16 protein-coding genes are annotated in these 15999 nt (G+C 68.1%); 7 read left to right on the forward strand and 9 right to left on the reverse strand.

Annotated features, from left to right (window positions below; translation table 11 throughout):
* Nucleotide 1: 1 nt before the first annotated feature.
* Both ACTVZP_RS05215 and ACTVZP_RS05220 read right to left on the reverse strand, forming a co-directional pair.
* On the reverse strand, nucleotides 2-415 hold the full coding sequence (locus ACTVZP_RS05215; RefSeq protein WP_443211042.1) for a VOC family protein: 414 nt from the start codon (nucleotides 413-415) through the stop codon (nucleotides 2-4).
* Nucleotides 412-1428: a LacI family DNA-binding transcriptional regulator gene (locus ACTVZP_RS05220; RefSeq protein ID WP_443211044.1), complete on the reverse strand. Its 1017-nt coding sequence runs from the start codon at nucleotides 1426-1428 to the stop codon at nucleotides 412-414. Before ACTVZP_RS05220 ends, ACTVZP_RS05215 begins: the two co-directional genes overlap by 4 nt.
* A gap of 151 nt (nucleotides 1429-1579) precedes the next feature.
* On the opposite strand from ACTVZP_RS05220, the gene ACTVZP_RS05225 reads away from it, so the two are divergent.
* From ACTVZP_RS05225 to ACTVZP_RS05245, 5 genes are read left to right on the forward strand one after another with little or no spacing between them, the layout of a single operon-like run.
* Nucleotides 1580-2638 (forward strand): sugar phosphate isomerase/epimerase family protein, encoded by a 1059-nt coding sequence (locus ACTVZP_RS05225; protein WP_443211045.1) that lies wholly within the window; start codon nucleotides 1580-1582, stop codon nucleotides 2636-2638.
* A complete protein-coding gene (locus ACTVZP_RS05230; protein ID WP_443211046.1) occupies nucleotides 2635-3780 on the forward strand; it encodes a Gfo/Idh/MocA family protein in 1146 nt (381 codons plus the stop codon). The genes ACTVZP_RS05225 and ACTVZP_RS05230 overlap by 4 nt, the downstream gene beginning before the upstream one ends.
* A complete protein-coding gene (locus tag ACTVZP_RS05235; RefSeq protein ID WP_443211047.1) occupies nucleotides 3777-5276 on the forward strand; it encodes a sugar ABC transporter ATP-binding protein in 1500 nt (499 codons plus the stop codon). Before ACTVZP_RS05230 ends, ACTVZP_RS05235 begins: the two co-directional genes overlap by 4 nt.
* Nucleotides 5273-6265, forward strand: a complete 993-nt coding sequence (locus ACTVZP_RS05240; RefSeq protein WP_443211048.1) for an ABC transporter permease — start codon at nucleotides 5273-5275, stop codon at nucleotides 6263-6265. The genes ACTVZP_RS05235 and ACTVZP_RS05240 overlap by 4 nt, the downstream gene beginning before the upstream one ends.
* Nucleotides 6266-6283: 18 nt before the next feature.
* Nucleotides 6284-7246: an ABC transporter substrate-binding protein gene (locus tag ACTVZP_RS05245; RefSeq protein WP_443211049.1), complete on the forward strand. Its 963-nt coding sequence runs from the start codon at nucleotides 6284-6286 to the stop codon at nucleotides 7244-7246.
* 50 nt (nucleotides 7247-7296) lie between these two features.
* On the opposite strand, the gene ACTVZP_RS05250 is transcribed toward ACTVZP_RS05245, so the two are convergent.
* On the reverse strand, nucleotides 7297-7728 hold the full coding sequence (locus ACTVZP_RS05250; protein ID WP_443211050.1) for a pseudoazurin: 432 nt from the start codon (nucleotides 7726-7728) through the stop codon (nucleotides 7297-7299).
* Nucleotides 7729-8004: 276 nt separating this feature from the next.
* Between ACTVZP_RS05250 and ACTVZP_RS05255 the strand changes: the two genes are divergently transcribed.
* Both ACTVZP_RS05255 and ACTVZP_RS05260 read left to right on the forward strand, forming a co-directional pair.
* On the forward strand, nucleotides 8005-8406 hold the full coding sequence (locus ACTVZP_RS05255; RefSeq protein ID WP_443211051.1) for a hypothetical protein: 402 nt from the start codon (nucleotides 8005-8007) through the stop codon (nucleotides 8404-8406).
* Nucleotides 8407-8815: 409 nt separating this feature from the next.
* The gene (locus tag ACTVZP_RS05260; protein WP_443211052.1) at nucleotides 8816-9094 is read left to right on the forward strand and encodes an H-NS family nucleoid-associated regulatory protein; all 279 of its coding nucleotides are present in this window, start codon (nucleotides 8816-8818) and stop codon (nucleotides 9092-9094) included.
* 127 nt (nucleotides 9095-9221) lie between these two features.
* Here the strand turns inward: ACTVZP_RS05260 and ACTVZP_RS05265 are convergent, their stop codons facing one another.
* The 6 genes from ACTVZP_RS05265 to fabI form a co-directional block, all read right to left on the reverse strand.
* Nucleotides 9222-10163: an NAD(P)H-dependent flavin oxidoreductase gene (locus ACTVZP_RS05265; RefSeq protein ID WP_443211053.1), complete on the reverse strand. Its 942-nt coding sequence runs from the start codon at nucleotides 10161-10163 to the stop codon at nucleotides 9222-9224.
* Nucleotides 10164-10233: 70 nt separating this feature from the next.
* Nucleotides 10234-12057, reverse strand: coding sequence for an SLC13 family permease (locus ACTVZP_RS05270; RefSeq protein ID WP_443211054.1), 1824 nt, complete (start codon nucleotides 12055-12057; stop codon nucleotides 10234-10236).
* Between the two features lie 194 nt (nucleotides 12058-12251).
* Nucleotides 12252-12437 carry a hypothetical protein gene (locus ACTVZP_RS05275; protein WP_443211055.1) on the reverse strand — a complete coding sequence of 62 codons (186 nt, stop codon included), beginning with the start codon at nucleotides 12435-12437 and terminating at the stop codon, nucleotides 12252-12254.
* Nucleotides 12438-12645: 208 nt separating this feature from the next.
* A complete protein-coding gene (locus ACTVZP_RS05280; protein WP_443211056.1) occupies nucleotides 12646-13836 on the reverse strand; it encodes an acetate/propionate family kinase in 1191 nt (396 codons plus the stop codon).
* Entirely contained in the window at nucleotides 13833-15254 is a 1422-nt protein-coding gene (locus ACTVZP_RS05285; protein WP_443211057.1) for a bifunctional enoyl-CoA hydratase/phosphate acetyltransferase, read from the reverse strand. Before ACTVZP_RS05285 ends, ACTVZP_RS05280 begins: the two co-directional genes overlap by 4 nt.
* On the reverse strand, nucleotides 15241-15999 hold the full coding sequence (gene fabI / locus ACTVZP_RS05290; RefSeq protein ID WP_443211058.1) for an enoyl-ACP reductase FabI: 759 nt from the start codon (nucleotides 15997-15999) through the stop codon (nucleotides 15241-15243). Before fabI ends, ACTVZP_RS05285 begins: the two co-directional genes overlap by 14 nt.

The following is a 15999-nucleotide window of genomic DNA, read 5'->3' on the forward strand; positions in this document are numbered from 1 at the left end:
GTCACGCCCAGATGGCGGGATCAGCGAACTCTATCGAATTGCCGGCCGGGTCGCGGACGTAGACCGAGCGGGCGCCATTCGGCCAGTGGAAATCGGCTTCGATCTCCACGCCCGCCCCTTCCATCCTCTGCCGCCAGAGGTCGAGCGTCTCGGGGGGCACGGCGAAGCAGTAGTGGCCCTGCCCGCTTGTTCCGTGCGGCGGCACCGGCAGCGCGGTATTGTTCGATGGCTTGACCGTCTCGCAGCGATTGAAGACCAGCAGCACCCCCTCGCCCACCCGGAAGAAGATGTGCCGGTCACCCGCGCGGGTCAGAACCGGCAGGCCGATCAGCCCCCCATAGAAGGCTTCTGCTGCCGCCAGATCATCCGTGTAAAGGGCGGACTCCAGCGTGCCGAGAATCGGGGGATGGGTCATGCGCCTGCTCCTTCTCCGTAGGGTGGAGCGACACTCTGCCGTCGGATAAGCTCCACCGGCAAGACCTCGGAGGGGCCGCTCAGCGCGCGGGCATCGATCATCGCCGACAAAAGCTCGGCCGCCCTGCGTCCGATCAGGTGGCGCGGCTGGCGGATCGTGGAGAGGGCCGGAACGAGATGCCCCGCCACCTCGATGTCGTCGAAGCCCATAACCGAGACCTCCGCCGGAACGCGCACCCCTGCGTGCTGCAGCGCTCCCATGAAGCCGCAGGCCATCTCGTCCGAGGCGCAGAAGACGGCCGTCGGCCTCTCCTTCAGCGCAAGCCAGGCCATTGCGGCCGAGGAACCGGAGGCCAGGCCGAAGTCGCCGCGGAAGACCCACTCGGGGCGGAGTTCGAGCCCGAGACCGGCAACGGCGCGGTGAACGCCCTCCAGCCGGCTTTCGGTCAGGACATTGCCGCCCGGTCCGGTCACATGTCCGATGCGCCGATGGCCCATCTCGTGCAGGTGCCGGATCGCGATCTCGGCGCCGACGGCGTTGTCCACCCGGACCGAGGGCAGCCCCTCTCCCATCCACTCGCAGGCAAGAAGCACGGGCGGGCGCGTTCGCGTCACCAGAGCGTCCTCCGGCAGGCTGCCGTCGAAGACGACCATGCCATCGGCCAGCCCGCTCTCGAGATAGAAGGCGAACCGCCCGGCCGGATCCGTGTGGGTGTCGGCGATCAGAAGCCCGTAGCCGGAGGGCGTCAGCACCGAGGCGAGGCCCGAAAGGATCTCGGAGAAGAAGGGGTTGGCGAGGTTCGGCACCAGCGCGAGGATGCTGCCCGTGCGCCGACGCCTCAGGTTCCGCGCCATGTGGTTCGCGACGTAGCCGGTCTCGCGGATCGCCCGCAGCACGGCCTCGCGCGTGGCCTCGGCCACCCGATCCGGGTGCGACAGCGTCCGGCTCACCGTCGCCGTCGAGACCCCCGATATCCGGGCAACATCCTGTATCGTAGCCACTTTCTGCCGCATGCCGTCCTCCGAGACTCGCGACATCCTGCGTCGCAGGAGAATCGTTGTCAGCAAGTCTTGCGCGTCTATAGTGAACCTGCAAACGATTACATCAAGACAGCGGTCGCGGTGGAGGAGTTGCACCGGTGGCGACCGGAGGGAGGAAAGGCGCTTGAAGACGATCAAGGGGCCTGCGCTGTTTCTGGCGCAGTTCGCGGGCGATGCTGCGCCCTTCAATTCATGGAAGTCCATCACCCGCTGGGCGGCCGATTGCGGCTATGCGGGCGTGCAGGTCCCGACATGGGACGCGCGGCTGTTCGATCTCGACCGGGCGGCGGAGTCGAAGGACTGGTGCGACCAGTTCAAGGGCGAGGCGGCCGAGGCGGGCCTCGAGGTCACGGAACTTGCGAGCCACCTGCATGGCCAGCTCGTCGCGGCCCATCCGGCCTATGACACGATGCTCGACGGCTTTGCCGATCCGTCCGTCCGCGGCAATCCGAAGGCGCGGCAGGAATGGGCGGTCGACCGGGTGATGAAAGGCCTGACCGCCTCGCGTAACCTCGGGCTCAAGGCGATGGCGACCTTCTCGGGGGCGCTCGCCTGGCCCTATCTCTATCCCTGGCCGCAGCGGCCCGCGGGTCTTGTCGAGACCGCCTTCGACGAACTGGCCGCCCGCTGGCGCCCGATCCTCGACCATGCCGAGGACTGCGGAATCGACCTCTGCTACGAGATCCACCCCGGCGAGGACCTGCACGACGGCGTGACCTTCGAGATGTTCCTCGAGCGCGTGGGCGACCACGCCCGCTGCAACATGCTCTACGATCCGTCGCACTATGTGCTTCAGGCGTTGGATTACCTCGACAATATCGACATCTACGGCAGCCGCATCCGCATGTTCCACGTCAAGGACGCCGAGCTGAACCCCACGGGGCGGCAGGGCGTCTATGGCGGCTTCCAGTCCTGGGTGAACCGGGCGGGGCGCTTCCGCAGCCTCGGCGACGGGCAGGTGGATTTCGGCGCGATCTTCTCGAAGCTGACCGCGCTCGACTTCGACGGCTGGGCGGTCGTGGAATGGGAATGCGCGCTGAAACATCCCGAGGACGGGGCGCGCGAGGGGGCGGAGTTCGTGCGGAACCACATCATCCGCGTGACGCCCAACGCCTTCGACGATTTCGCCGGCGCAGGCACCGACGAGGCCGCCAACCGTGCCATGCTGGGGCTCGACCGATGAGCCGCTTTGCGGGGCGCGAGGGGCCCATCCGGCTCGGCATGGTGGGCGGCGGCAGCGGGGCTTTCATCGGCGCGGTCCACCGGATCGCCGCCCGGCTCGACGGGAAATATCAGCTGGTGGCGGGCGCGCTGTCCTCGACGCCCGAAAAGGCGCGCGAGAGCGCGGCGGCACTTGGCATCCCGCGGAGCTACGACGATTTCACCGCCATGGCGAAAGCCGAGGCCCGGCGGCGCGACGGGATCGAGGCGGTAGCGATCGTTACCCCGAACCACATGCACGGGCCGGTGGCGCGCGAGTTCCTGAAGCGCGGCATCCATGTGATCTGCGACAAGCCGCTGACGGCGACACTGGCCGAGGCCAAGCGCCTGCAGCAGGCGGCCGAGAAGGCGGACGCGCTTTTCGTGCTCACGCACAATTACACCGGCTATCCGATGGTGCGCGAGGCGCGCGCACTGGTGGCCTCGGGCGCCTTGGGGCGGCTGCGGGTGGTGCAGGTCGAATATCCGCAGGGCTGGATGGCCACCCCCGTCGCCAACAAGCAGGCCGAATGGCGCAACGATCCGGCGCGCAGCGGCGCGGGCGGCTCGACGGGCGATATCGGGACGCACGCCTACAACCTCGCCCGCTTCGTGACCGGCCTAAAGGTCGAGGCGCTGGCGGCCGACCTCTCGGAATTCGTCGAGGGCCGGCAGAACGACGACAACGCCCATGTGATGCTGCGCTTCGAGGGTGGGGCGCGCGGGATGCTCTGGTGCAGTCAGGTCGCGGTGGGGCATGAAAACTCGCTCCGCCTGCGGGTCTATGGCGAGAAGGGCGGGCTCGAATGGGCGCAGGAGACCCCGACCGAGCTCTGGCACACCCCCTTGGGTGAGCCGAAGCATCTCATCACCCGCATGGGCGCGGGCGCAGGCCCCGAGGCCGCGCGGGTGAGCCGCACGCCCGCAGGCCATCCCGAAGGGTTCCTCGAGGCCTTCGCGACGATCTATTCGGAAGCGGCCGAAGCGATCCTCGCCCATCGCGAGGGGAAAGCCCTGCCCGAGGGCGTGACCTATCCCGGCATCGCCGACGGCATGGAGGGCATGGCCTTTATCGACGCCTGCCTCCGCTCGTCGCGCCGGAATGCCGCCTGGGTGGTGCCATGACCGAGCCGGTTCTGGCGATCCGCCAGGTCTCGCGGCTGTTCGGGCCGGTTCAGGTCCTGTTCGACGTGGACTTCGACCTCCGCCCCGGCGAGGTCCATGCGCTGATCGGCGAGAACGGTGCGGGAAAATCCACCACGATGAAGATCCTCGCGGGCTATCTCGCGCCCTCGGCAGGAGAGGTGCTGCTGGACGGCCAGCCCGTCCACTTCCCCTCCTCGCGCGAGGCCGAGGCCGCGGGGATCGTGATGATCCATCAGGAATTCAACCTCGCGACCCCGCTCACGGTCGAGGAGAACATCTTTCTCGGGCGCGAGCTGAAGCGCGGCCCGTTTCTCGACCACCGGGCGATGCAGGCCGAAAGCCGCCGCCTGCTCGAGCGGCTGCATTGCGCGGTCGATCCGCGCGCCCGTGTCTCGACCCTGTCCGTGCCGAACCGGCAGATGGTGGAGATCGCCAAGGCCTTGGGGCTGAAGGCACGCGTCCTCATCATGGACGAGCCGACAGCCGTGCTCACCCACCGCGAGACCGATACGCTGCTCGAACAGGTGGACCGGCTGCGGGCGGCGGGCACGTCCATCCTCTACACCTCGCACAAGCTTGACGAGGTGGCACGGATCGCCGACCGGGTGACGGTCCTTCGCGACGGCCGCCGGGTGATGACGGCACCGGCAAAGGGGCTGTCCGAGGACCGGATGGCCGAGACCATGGTGGGCCGCGAGCTGTCCGGCCTATTCCCGCCGAAGTCCTCTCCCGCGTCCGAGTCCGTGCTCGAGGTGGCGAGCCTCACTGTGCCGGGGTTCGTGCGCGACGCCTCCTTCACCCTGCGCCGTGGCGAGGTGCTGGGCTTCGCGGGTCTCGTGGGCTCAGGCCGGACCGAGCTCATGGAGGGCATCGTGGGCCTCCGCCCGGCGACGGGAGAGGTGCGGATGGAGGGAACTCCCCTGCCCCACGCGTCCGTGTCGGCGGCGCGCGCGGCGGGCCTCGTCTACCTGACGGAGGACCGCAAGGAGAAGGGCCTCCTCCTCGGCAAGCCGCTGGGAGAGAACCTCACCCTCCTCGCGCTGGGCCGCTTCGGGCGCGTGCTGATCGACAAGGCGGCGGAGGATCGCGCCCTGACGCAGGCGATCTCGGACTTCGACATCCGGGTGGGCGACCGCGGGATCAGCGCGGGCAGCCTCTCTGGCGGGAACCAGCAGAAGCTGCTTCTGGCCAAGACAATGCTGGCCGAGCCGCGTGTCGTCATCATCGACGAGCCGACGCGCGGGATCGACGTCGGCACCAAGCAGCAGATCTATGGCTTCATCGCCCGCCTTGCCGCCGAAGGCCGCAGCGTGATCGTCGTCTCGTCCGAACTGCCCGAGGTGATCGGGCTCGCGAACCGCGTGGTCGTGATGAGCGCGGGTCGCATCGCCGGCGAGGTCGAGGGCGACGCCATCACCGAAGAGAACATCGTCCGCCTCGCGATGGGGCTGAACCACCGGAAGGCCAGCGCATGAGTGCCGTCACCGCCCCCCGTCCCCGCTTCCATCTGCATGTGCTGGGGCCGCTGCTCGCGCTCTTCGTGCTGATCGCGCTCGGCGCCTGGCTGAACCCGAACTTCCTCAGCTACGGCAACGTGACGAACGTGCTGGCGCGCTCGGCCTTCATCGGCATCATTGCCGTGGGCATGACCTTCGTCATCACCTCGGGGGGCATCGACCTCTCGGTGGGATCCATGGCGGCCTTCATCGCCGGGCTCATGATCCTGTCGATGAACGCGCTTCTGCCCCACATGGGCGAAGGGGTCTCGGTCATCCTCGTGGGGGTGCTGGTCGCCGCCGGCGCGGGCCTCCTTGCAGGCTGGCTCAACGGCTTTCTCATCGCCAAGGTGGGGATCGAGCCCTTCATCGTGACGCTGGGCACCATGGGCATCTACCGCTCGCTGGTGACCTGGCTGGCCGACGGCGGCACGCTCTCGCTCGATTTCGGCCTCCGTGGCCTCTACCGGCCGGTCTATTACGGCGGGATCCTGGGCGTGGCCTGGCCGATCATCGTCTTTGCCATCGTCGCGATCCTCGGCGAGATCGTGATGCGCCAGACCGCCTATGGCCGCCACGTGGCGGCGATCGGCGCGAACGAGCAGGTGGCGCGCTATTCGGCCATCAAGGTGCCGCGCGTGCGGATCGCGACCTACGCGCTTCTGGGGCTGCTCGTGGGGCTCGCCACCATCATGTACGTGCCACGGCTGGGCTCGGCCTCGGGCTCGACCGGCGTCCTGTGGGAGCTCGAGGCGATCGCCGCCGTCATCATCGGCGGCACGGTGCTCAAGGGTGGCTATGGTCGCGTCTGGGGCACCGTCGTGGGCGTCCTGATCCTCAGCCTGATCGACAATATCCTGAACCTCGCCTCGATCGTCAGCCCCTATCTCAACGGCACGATCCAGGGCGTCATCGTCATCCTCGCTGTCGTCCTGCAGCGGGAGAAGAAGGCCGCGGACACGCGGTAGATCCTTGGGAGGAACGTGATGAAACGCAGAGAATTCCTGACCACCGCGGCCGTGGCCGGCGTGGCCGCCGGGGCCGGCGCAGCCCCCGCCCTCGCGCAGGAGAAGGTGGGCACCATCGGAGTGGCGATCCCCTCGGCCACCCACGGCTTCATGGGCGGGCTGAACTTCCACGCGCAGGATACCATCGCCCGGCTGCAGCAGGTCTATCCGCAGCTCGACTTCGTGCTGGCGACCGCCGGAAACGCGGGCAAGATGGTCAACGACATCGAGGACATGGTCGCCACGCGCAACATCAGCGCCCTCGTCGTCCTGCCCTTCGAGAGTGAGCCGCTCACTTCGCCCGTCCAAGCGGTCAAGGAGTCAGGCATCTGGGTGACGGTCGTGGATCGTGGCCTCTCGGTCGAGGGGATCGAGGATCTCTATGTGGCGGGCGACAACCCCGGCTTCGGTCGCGTGGCGGGCGAGTACTTCGCGCAGAACCTCGAGTCCGGCAAGAAGATCGTCGTCCTCCGCGGCATCCCCACCACCCTCGACAACGAGCGCGTCGATGCCTTCACCAAGGCCCTCGAGGGCTCGGGCATCGAGGTGCTCGACATGCAGCACGGAAACTGGAACCGGGACGACGCCTTCAACGTGATGCAGGACTTCCTGTCGAAATATCCCGAGATCGACGCGGTCTGGGCCGCCGACGACGACATGGCCATCGGCGCGATGGAGGCCATCGCCCAAGCGAACCGCACCGAGGAGATGTGGGTGATGGGCGGCGCCGGCATGAAGGAGATCATCCGGCGCATCGCCGACGGCGATCCGCAGCTTCCGGCGAACGTGACCTATCCGCCGGCGCAGATCTCCACCGCGATCGAGCTGACGGCGCTGAAGCTCGTCTCCTCGACGCCGGTCTCGGGGCGCTTCATCATCGGTTCGCAGCTGATCACGCCCGAGAATGCCGAGCAGTTCTACTTCCCGGACAGCCCGTTCTGAGCGGGGGCGGAGCGCGGCCCCTCCCCCAAGGGACCGCGCTCCGGTCGATCCTACTCGGCGACCTGCGCGAGCAAGGGATCGAACCGCTTCTTCGCCGCGCCCTTCATCGGTGCGGCGGCGACCGCTTCGCGGTTGACCGGCGCGCCGACCTGGATCAGCGCCACCATCCCCATCGAGAAGTGCGGCGAGCATTTCACGCCATAGAGGCCTTCCTCGGTCAGCGTGACCTCGAGATCCTTGCCCATCTTGCCCTTGAAGGTCTCGGCGCCCTCGGGATGCATCCCCTTGATGGTCTCGGCATTATGGCCCTTGTCGGTCGCCTTGAAGAGGATCGTATCCCCCGGCTGGGCTGCGACGAAGGCGGGCTCGAACACCATGGCGCCGTCGGCCCCTTTGTTGAGCATGGTCACCTCGTGCGTCGCCGCATGGGCGGCGGTGCCGAGGAGAAGCATGAGCGCGGCAGCGGTTGTCGTCTTGAGCATCTGACACTCCTTCAATCTGATGCCCGGTCACTAGCAGCCCCTGCACTGCCGCAATTTGCGGTTGCGCAAGCTCTCGCCACGACTCGGTCGCGCGCGGGCTCAAGGCTGCGTCGTGCTTTCGGCGCCCTTGCCGCACGCGCAAACGATTGCGCATGCCGCATCTGCGCAAAGGCGCGCCGACATTGCGGATTTCCGTTGACGCTTCGGCCTCGAGTGCCCACGTTTCGACCGCGCCGCCCCCGGCGGCGGCTGAAACGAACGATCTGGAGGATGATCATGACCAAACCGGCCGAGACTTCCCGCACCATGTTCGACACGATGACACAGCTTTTTTCGTCCATGTCGGCGGCCCCCATGGCAACGATCATGGCGAAGCGGATGCTCGACATGCAGCAGGGTATTGCCGGCGAAGTGAACCAGGCGGCGCACCAGTGGCTTGACCGCCGTCAATCGGCGATGACGAGCCTGATCGGAACGACGCAGAAGGTCATGGACAAGGGTTTCACCGATACCGCTTCCTTCTCGTCGATGCAGGAATGGTATGGTGGCATGGTCGAGCGCCTCGCGACGGACATGAAGAGCCCCTACGATCTCATGCTCGCTTGCAGCGCCCATGTGGTGCCGCCGACCACGAAGCCTTTGGAAAAGCCCGCCTCGACCATCCGTCGCGCCGCCTGACCACTGGCCACTGGCCGATGCCGTCCAATGCCGGAGGCCGCGTGGCTGTCACCGGCATTTATTGCTTGATGCAGAGCGCGGAGCGGGCTGCCGCCCACTCCTTCTGGCGTCAATGTCTGCGTCCGTCTCGATCATCGGACTCGCCGGCCCGCGGCTGAAGGACGGCATGGCGGCAGTCCGCCGCTCCGCTTCATCTCGTGTCGAGAAATCAGGCGTCTCGACTGCATCCGCATCGGTCCCGTCCTCGAGGCGTCACTTTGCCGCGACGTCACCCGGTTGATCCCATCCCAAAGTATGTAGTCCCTAGACCAAAGATACTCGGCCGGTCCGGGAACCTTATGTAAGGTGAGAAAAAATTCGCCATGGGGCCGGTGTGTGTGACCGGCGAAACAAGGCTTGGGTGGTCAGTGTGAAATTGAATATCGAGCGCTTGAATCGGGACGAGCTGCTGGACCTCTACGGGAGGATCTCTGCCGCTCTGGATGCATGCGAGATCCGGCAGGCAGCATCGAAGACCCGCTCTGTAACAGCCACGCTTCCGACCGGACAAGGGTCCGGGGGAAAGCGCGTCAGCTACTTCAACCCGGCCAACAGAGCGATCTCCTGGAACGGGCGCGGGCGGTGCCCGAACTGGTTCAAGGTCGCCATGGCGCAGGGCCGCACACCGGAAGAACTCGCCGCGCTCTGATCTGCGGGGCGCGAACCGAAACAATCCGTTCCGATAATTCTCGGAAAAGGCGCCGGCCGGATACCTGTCCGCCCGGCTCTCTGCGGCTCCATGCGCGCCTGCAGTCGGTTCGCAGGGGGCTGAATCCTCACAGCCAACCTTCTACGCGGGCAGCGTCCGCGCAGGCGGCAACGGCGTCTCGATATTCCGAGATGAGGCCACGACAGAGATCGGCCGCAGCCGGAATGTCCGTGATGCCGCCGACCCCCTGCCCGGCCGACCATACATCCCGCCAGACCTTCGCCTCCGACGCCATGTCGAGGTGGGGCGCGGCGCCGCCCTCCGGGTCTATCCCGGCCGCGGCGAGGCTCTGGCGCAGGAAGCTTGCCGGGATGCCGCTGACCTTCGGCGTGTAGACGATGTCGGCGGCGCTGCTCTCCGCGACCATGCGCTTCTGCTCGTCGGGCACCATCGCCTCCGTGGTGGCGAGGAAGCGGGTGCCGAGATAGGCGAGATCCGCCCCCATCATCCTTGCCGCGGCCACATCCCGCCCCGTGTTCATCGCGCCGGAGAGGATGATGGCGCCACCGAAGAACGCGCGGATCTCGGACACCAGTGCGAACGGGCTCAGTGTCCCGGCATGACCGCCCGCGCCCGCCGCCACGGCGATGATCCCGTCGACGCCCGCCTCGGCCGCCTTCCTCGCGTGGCGCGCGTTCACCACGTCATGGAACACCAGCCCGCCGTAGCCGTGGACGGCCGCAACCAGTTCCGGCACCGCCCCGAGCGAGGTGATGACCAGCGGCACCCGCTCCTCGACGCAGATGGCAAGGTCGGCCTCGACCCTCGGGTTCGAGCGGTGGACGATCAGGTTCACGCCGAACGGCGCGGCTTCCGGCGCGAGCCGCCCGCGGATCTCGCGCAGCCACTCGCGGAATCCCTCGCTCGTCCGCTGGTTCAGGGCCGGAAAGGTGCCGAGCAGCCCGGCGTTGCAGGTCTCGACCACGAGATCGGGACCCGAGGTGAGGAACATCGGCGCCGCGATCACGGGCGCGGCCAGGCGGCCCTTCAGGCTTTCGGGGATGGGCATCGGTTCCTCCTCTCGGTTGGGCCGAGGTGACACCCTGCGCAGCGCGGCGGTCAACCGTTCCGCTGCGTTCCTAGAGCGGCAGAAGGATAGGGACCATGACCACCCCGACGAGAAGGCTGGCGATGGTCAGGGGCACGCCCACCTTCACGAAATCCATGAAGCGGTAGCCGCCGGGACCGACGACCAGCATGTTCACCGGCGAGGCCACCGGCGTCATGAAGGCGGACGAGGCGCCGAGCGCGACGATCATGGCGAAGGGATGCGGCGACGCGCCCATCCGCTCGGCCAGCGCCACGGCGACGGGCGCCATGAGCACCGCCGTCGCGGTATTCGAGATGAAGAGGCCGAGCGCCGTCGTCACGCAGAAGAGCGCGCCGAGGATCGCCCTCGGCCCGGCATCTCCCAGGAGGCCGATCAGGGCCTCGGCCGCGAGATCGACGCCTCCCGTCCGCTGCAGGGCGATCGAGAAGGGCAGCATGCCCACGATCAGCACCAGCGTCTCCCAACGGATCGAAGCCAGCGCCGAGCGCATGTCGATGCACCGCAGGAGGCCGAGCAGCAGGCAGCCCACGAGCGCCGCCTGCACGTTCGGGACGATGCCCGAAACCATCAGGGCGACCACGAGCACCAGCACCGCCAATGCCGCCGGCGCCCGGTGGCCCTCGGGCGCGACGTCCTCGGCCTCGCCGGGCAGGTCCAGAAGGATCATCTCCCGCCGCTCCGCGCCGATGCGGCGGATCGCCCGCCACGGGCCGACGACGAGCAGAGTGTCGCCCTCGCGAAGCTTCTCGTCCGCCACCGGACCGGCCACCGACTGCGCCCCATGTTTCATGGCCACGACCGCGAGGTCGTGGACCGACCGGAAGCGCAGGTCCAGCAGGGTGCGGCCGACGAAGCTCGACGTGGCGGGGATCATCACTTCGGCCATGCCGATGTCAGAGACCCGGTCGGCGAAATAGGCGCCGGAGGGCGGAAGATCCTCGAGGTGCCAGCGCTCGCGCATCGCCGGCAGGTCGATCGCGGCACGCTCGAGGTCGAGCAGCAGGATGTCCCCCGCCCGAAGCCGTGTCGCCGCCTTCGGATGGATGAGTTCCGCGCCGAAGATGCCGGGCCGCTCGATGGCGAGGATTGTCATGCCGCGGCTGGACAGAAAGTCGGCGTCCGAAACGGCTGCACCGGCGAGCGGGGACGCCGCTCCGATCCGCAGGCGTGCCTCGTGACCGGCGAGGCCATATTCCGCCACCCAGTCGCCCAGATGCCGCGGCTCGGGCGCGGCCAAGCTGGCCGGACCTCCCAGAAAGCGTCGCGCCACCAGCATCCAGAGAACGGCCACGACAAGCATCGGAAGACCGAAAGGCGTGAAGGCGAAGAACGAGAACCCTTCGTGGCCTGTGCGCACCAGCTCTCCGTGAAGCACGAGGTTCGGCGGTGTCGCCACCAGCGTCGTCATCCCCGATGTGAGCGCGGCAACCGACAGCGGCATCATCAGCCGGCCAACCGGGATATGCGCGTCCCGGGCAATGCGCAGCACGACAGGAATGAAGATCGCGACGACGCCGGTCGAGCTCATGATCGCAGAAAGGGCCGCCACCGCCGCCATCAGGTAGATCACCAGCCGGGTCTCGCTGCCCGCCGCGCGCGCGATCACCCAGTCACCGAGACGCTTGGTGATGCCCGTGCGGACCAGCGCCTCGCCGATGACGAAGAGGGCCCCGATCAGGATGACGTTCGGATCCGCAAAGCCCGACAGGGACTCGCGCAACGTGAGGGCGCCGGTAAAGGGCAGGGCGACCATCATGATGACCGCCACGGCATCCATGCGCGGGCGGTTGAGGGCGAACATCACGATGGCGGAAAAAAGGAGGGCAAGGACAAGCACAAGCTCGACGGTCACGGCAGATCTCCTTCACGGGGGGAGACTGCCGGGCCAAGGCTGGCTTGTCCAGACGGCCCACGGGATCGAGCTTCAGATCCGCGCGCGCTGGGCCTGCGGTATGGCTGGACGTGGTGCGGTAGATCGCCGCCTTCGGATTCCGCACGCCTTGGGCTTGCGGCGCAGTCAACCCGTGCTGCGCCGCATCGTCTGCGTCAGGGCAGGACTGCGCCGCCCACGCCGCCCACGACGGCGCCCGTGACCGGGTCGTCGGCCAGCACCTCGCCCGCCACCGCGCCGCCGAGCGCGCCGGTCGCGGCCCGCTGGGTGCGCGTTTCGCCGCACGCGGCAATGGCGATGCTCGCGACAAGTGCGGGCAGCAGGAACTTCGGAATGCTCATCTGATCCTCCATGTCGGGTCCGGGCGGTTCGCCCTCCCGGAACATTACGCTGAGGAATGCGCATCTTGCAGGAACGTTCCCGCGCTACGGCATTTTGAGCAGAGATCCGCGGAGGCGCCGGGGCAATGCCGCCCCGGCCGGCTCGTGGCACGGTCCGGTGTTCCCGGACCCGGCCGGCGACCGCCATGGATGGCCGCCCTGCGACCGCTCAGGCCAGCGCCGTCTGTGCGGTGAAATGATCCACTTCCCCACGGTGCAGCGCGCGCAGGATCACCTCCTCCTCGTCCGTCGCAATCACGGCAGCCGCCACCCGGCTCTCCGGAGCGGAGATGATGCCGCTCGCACGACCGTTTGCCGCCTCGTCCGGCACCAGTCCCATCCAGCCGAGGCCCGCCATGACCCGCGCCCGGATCTCTGGCGAATGCTGCCCGATGCCCGCGGTGAAGACGAGTGCGTCGAGCCCGCCCATCGAAGCGGCGAGCGCCCCGATCTGCCGCAGGACATAGCGCACGAACAGATCGACTGCCTCGGCAGCTTCCGGCCGGTCGCTGGCAAGCAGGTCGCGCATGTCGGGGCTGATCCCCGACATGCCCGCAAGGCCGCTCTTCCGGCCGAGGATGCCCTCGATCTCGGGGCCGGTCATCCCTTGGCGGAGCAGATGAAGGATCACGCCCGGATCCAGCTGGCCGCAGCGCGTGCCCATCATCAGACCGTCGAGGGCGCTGAAGCCCATGGTGGTGTCGACGCTCCGCAGGTTCTCCATCGCGCAGAGGCTCGCGCCGCTGCCCAGATGCGCCACGATCACCTTCCCGCGTCCCGTCTCGCCCAGCACCTCGGGCAGACGGCTCGCGATGTAGTCGTAGGAGAGCCCGTGGAAGCCGTAGCGCTGGATGCCCTCGTCGGCCATCGCACGGGGCAGGGCATAGAGGCGGGCGAGGCGGGGCCGGTCGTGGTGGAAGGCGGTGTCGAAGCAGGCGATCTGCGGCACGCCCGGCCAGCGCGCCTCGACCGCACGGATACCCGCGAGGTTGAAAGGCTGGTGGCTGGGCGCGAGAGGCGAGAAGCTCTCCAGCCGTTCGATGACCTCGGGCGTCAGCAGCACCGGCGCGTTGTAGTCCGGGCCGCCGTGGACGACCCGGTGCCCGGCGGCATGCAGGTCGAGCGGACCGAGCCGCCCTTCCAGCAGGCCGAGAAGCCAGAGCGTCAGCTCCTTCGCGTCGCGCGCGTCGGCGGGCGCGCGCAGTTCCAGCGTTCCGTCGGGCAGGGTGGCCTTCAGCCGTGGCGTGAGGCCGATCCCCTCGACCAGACCGCGCACGAGGGGAGTGGCGTCCTCCACGTCGAACAGGCCGAACTTGACCGTGGAGGAGCCGATATTGAGGACGAGCCAGACGGGTTTCATTCGGCCACCGGCTTCGTGGGCCGCGCCTCTGCGTGAAGGCGGGCGAGGGCGGCCGAGGTGAGGCGCGCCGAGGGGCTGTCGGCCCTGCTGGTGAGGATGATCGGAACCTTCGCGCCCAACACGAGGCCCGCGGCCTCGGCACCGCCGAGGTGGATCAGCTGCTTGGCGATCATGTTTCCGCTCTCGAGGTTCGGCGCCACGAGGATGTCGGCGCGCCCCGCCACGTCGGACACGATGCCCTTGGCCTTCACCGCCTCGAGCGAGATGGCGTTGTCGTAGGCCAGCGGCCCGTCGATCAGCCCGCCCATGATCTGGCCACGGTCGTGCATCTTGCAGATCGAAGCCGCCAGCAGGGTCGAGGGGATCTTGCCCGTGATGGTCTCGACCGCCGAGAGGAGGGCGGTGCGCGGCGTCTCGATCCCCAATGCCATCACGAGGTCGATGGCGTTCTGCACGATGTCCTTCATCGTCTCGAGGTCAGGCGCGATGTTGATCGCGGCATCGGTGATGAACAGGATCCGGTCCACGTCCGGCACGTCCAACGCAAAGACATGGCTGAGGCGCCGCTCGGTCCGCAGGCCCTTGGCGCGGCAGAGCACGGCCGACAGCAGCTCGTCGGTGTGCAGCTTGCCTTTCATCAGCGCGCCCGCGCGCCCGTCCCGCACCAGATCCACTGCCACTTCGGCCGAGGCATGGCTGTGCGGGGCATCGACGATGCGGCTTTCGTCCAGCGTGACATTGGCCGCGGCCGCCGTGGCGAGGATCCTGGCCTTCGGCCCGACCCACCACGGCGTGATGATGCCCGCGCCCTCAGCCTGGATCGCGCCGAGGAGGCTCAGGTCGTCGCAGGGATGCACGATGGCCGTGGGCATCGGCGGCAGGCTGCGCGCCGCGAGGATCAGGTTCGCGAAGCGCGCGCCGGGATTGTGAAGCCGCACCTCGGGCAGGTGCGAGACCGGCCGGCGCACCTTCTCGCGCGGGGCCATCACCAGCGCCTCGCCGGTGATGACCAGCTCTCCCGCCTGGTTGAGGCAGAGGCAGTCGAGCGTGACCTTGGCCGAGGCCATGTCCTTCTCGCGCACCGTCACCCGCACGGTGATCTTGTCGCCGGGCGAGACGGGGCGGCGGAAGCGCAGCGACTGGCCGAGGTAGATCGTGCCGGGGCCGGGCAGGCGGGTGCCGAGCACCGCCGAGATCAGCGCGCCGCCCCACATGCCGTGGGCGATCACATGGTGAAAGCCCGTTTCGGCCGCATAGGTCGCATCGAGGTGGGCCGGGTTCACGTCGCCCGACATGACGGCGAAGAGCTCGATATCCTCGGGCGTGAGCACCCGGTCCACCTCGGCGCTGTCGCCGATCTGCAGTTCCTCGAGCGTCCGGTTCTCGACCGTGGTGATGGAAGGATCACATCCGAACATGTCGGCCTCCGTCGATATGGGTCACGGTTCCGGTGACGCCCGAGGCGGCATCGGAAGCAAGGAAGGCCGCCACGGCGCCCACCTCGGCCACGGTCACGAGGCGTCGTTCGGGCGAGCGGGTCTTGGCATCCTCGATCAGCGCGTCGAAGTGGTCGATGCCGCTGGCCGCGCGGGTCGCGATGGGGCCGGGCGAGAGCACGTTCGCCCGAATGCCCTGCGGCCCGAGCTCGGCCGCGACGTGCCGTGTGCAGGCCTCGAGCGCGGCCTTGACCGGACCCATGATGTTGTAATGGTCCACGACCTTCTCGGCGCCGTAATAGCTCACCGTCATCAGGCTGCCGCCCGCGCTCATCAGCGGTTCGGCAAGCTTCGCCATTCGCAGGAACGAGTGGCAGGAGATGTCCATGGCCTGCGCGAAGCCCGTGGCGGAACAGTCGGTGACGCGGCCGTGCAGGTCCTCCTTAGGGCAGAAGGCGACCGAATGGAGCAGGAAGTCGAGCCTTCCCCAGCGCTCCCGGACGTTCTCGAACACCGCTTCCAGCTCACCTTCCTGCGAGAGATCGAGCGGCAGCAGGGCCGCGGCCGTCACCTCGTCGGCGACCGGCCGCACATGGGGCAGGGCGCGTTCGTTGAGATAGGTGAGGGCGAGTTCCGCCCCGGCTTCGGCAAAGGCGCGGGCGCAGCCGGCGGCAATCGATTGGCCGTTGGCGACACCCACCACCAGCCCGTATTTTCCCTTGAGCAT

Origin of the sequence: Rhodobacter sp. NSM, assembly GCF_052244495.1 — a bacterium.
GTDB lineage: Bacteria > Pseudomonadota > Alphaproteobacteria > Rhodobacterales > Rhodobacteraceae > Cereibacter_A.

Coding starts and splice junctions, on each gene's coding strand:
- ACTVZP_RS05285 (WP_443211057.1), bottom strand. CDS start 15,254: ATGTTCGGATGTGATCCTTCCATCACCACGGTCGAGAACCGGACGCTC.
- ACTVZP_RS05250 (WP_443211050.1), bottom strand. CDS start 7,728: ATGCTCAAGACGACAACCGCTGCCGCGCTCATGCTTCTCCTCGGCACC.
- ACTVZP_RS05215 (WP_443211042.1), bottom strand. CDS start 415: ATGACCCATCCCCCGATTCTCGGCACGCTGGAGTCCGCCCTTTACACG.
- ACTVZP_RS05235 (WP_443211047.1), top strand. CDS start 3,777: ATGACCGAGCCGGTTCTGGCGATCCGCCAGGTCTCGCGGCTGTTCGGG.
- ACTVZP_RS05255 (WP_443211051.1), top strand. CDS start 8,005: ATGACCAAACCGGCCGAGACTTCCCGCACCATGTTCGACACGATGACA.
- ACTVZP_RS05245 (WP_443211049.1), top strand. CDS start 6,284: ATGAAACGCAGAGAATTCCTGACCACCGCGGCCGTGGCCGGCGTGGCC.
- ACTVZP_RS05220 (WP_443211044.1), bottom strand. CDS start 1,428: ATGCGGCAGAAAGTGGCTACGATACAGGATGTTGCCCGGATATCGGGG.
- ACTVZP_RS05280 (WP_443211056.1), bottom strand. CDS start 13,836: ATGAAACCCGTCTGGCTCGTCCTCAATATCGGCTCCTCCACGGTCAAG.
- ACTVZP_RS05240 (WP_443211048.1), top strand. CDS start 5,273: ATGAGTGCCGTCACCGCCCCCCGTCCCCGCTTCCATCTGCATGTGCTG.
- fabI (WP_443211058.1), bottom strand. CDS start 15,999: ATGCTCAAGGGAAAATACGGGCTGGTGGTGGGTGTCGCCAACGGCCAA.
- ACTVZP_RS05230 (WP_443211046.1), top strand. CDS start 2,635: ATGAGCCGCTTTGCGGGGCGCGAGGGGCCCATCCGGCTCGGCATGGTG.
- ACTVZP_RS05275 (WP_443211055.1), bottom strand. CDS start 12,437: ATGAGCATTCCGAAGTTCCTGCTGCCCGCACTTGTCGCGAGCATCGCC.
- ACTVZP_RS05265 (WP_443211053.1), bottom strand. CDS start 10,163: ATGCCCATCCCCGAAAGCCTGAAGGGCCGCCTGGCCGCGCCCGTGATC.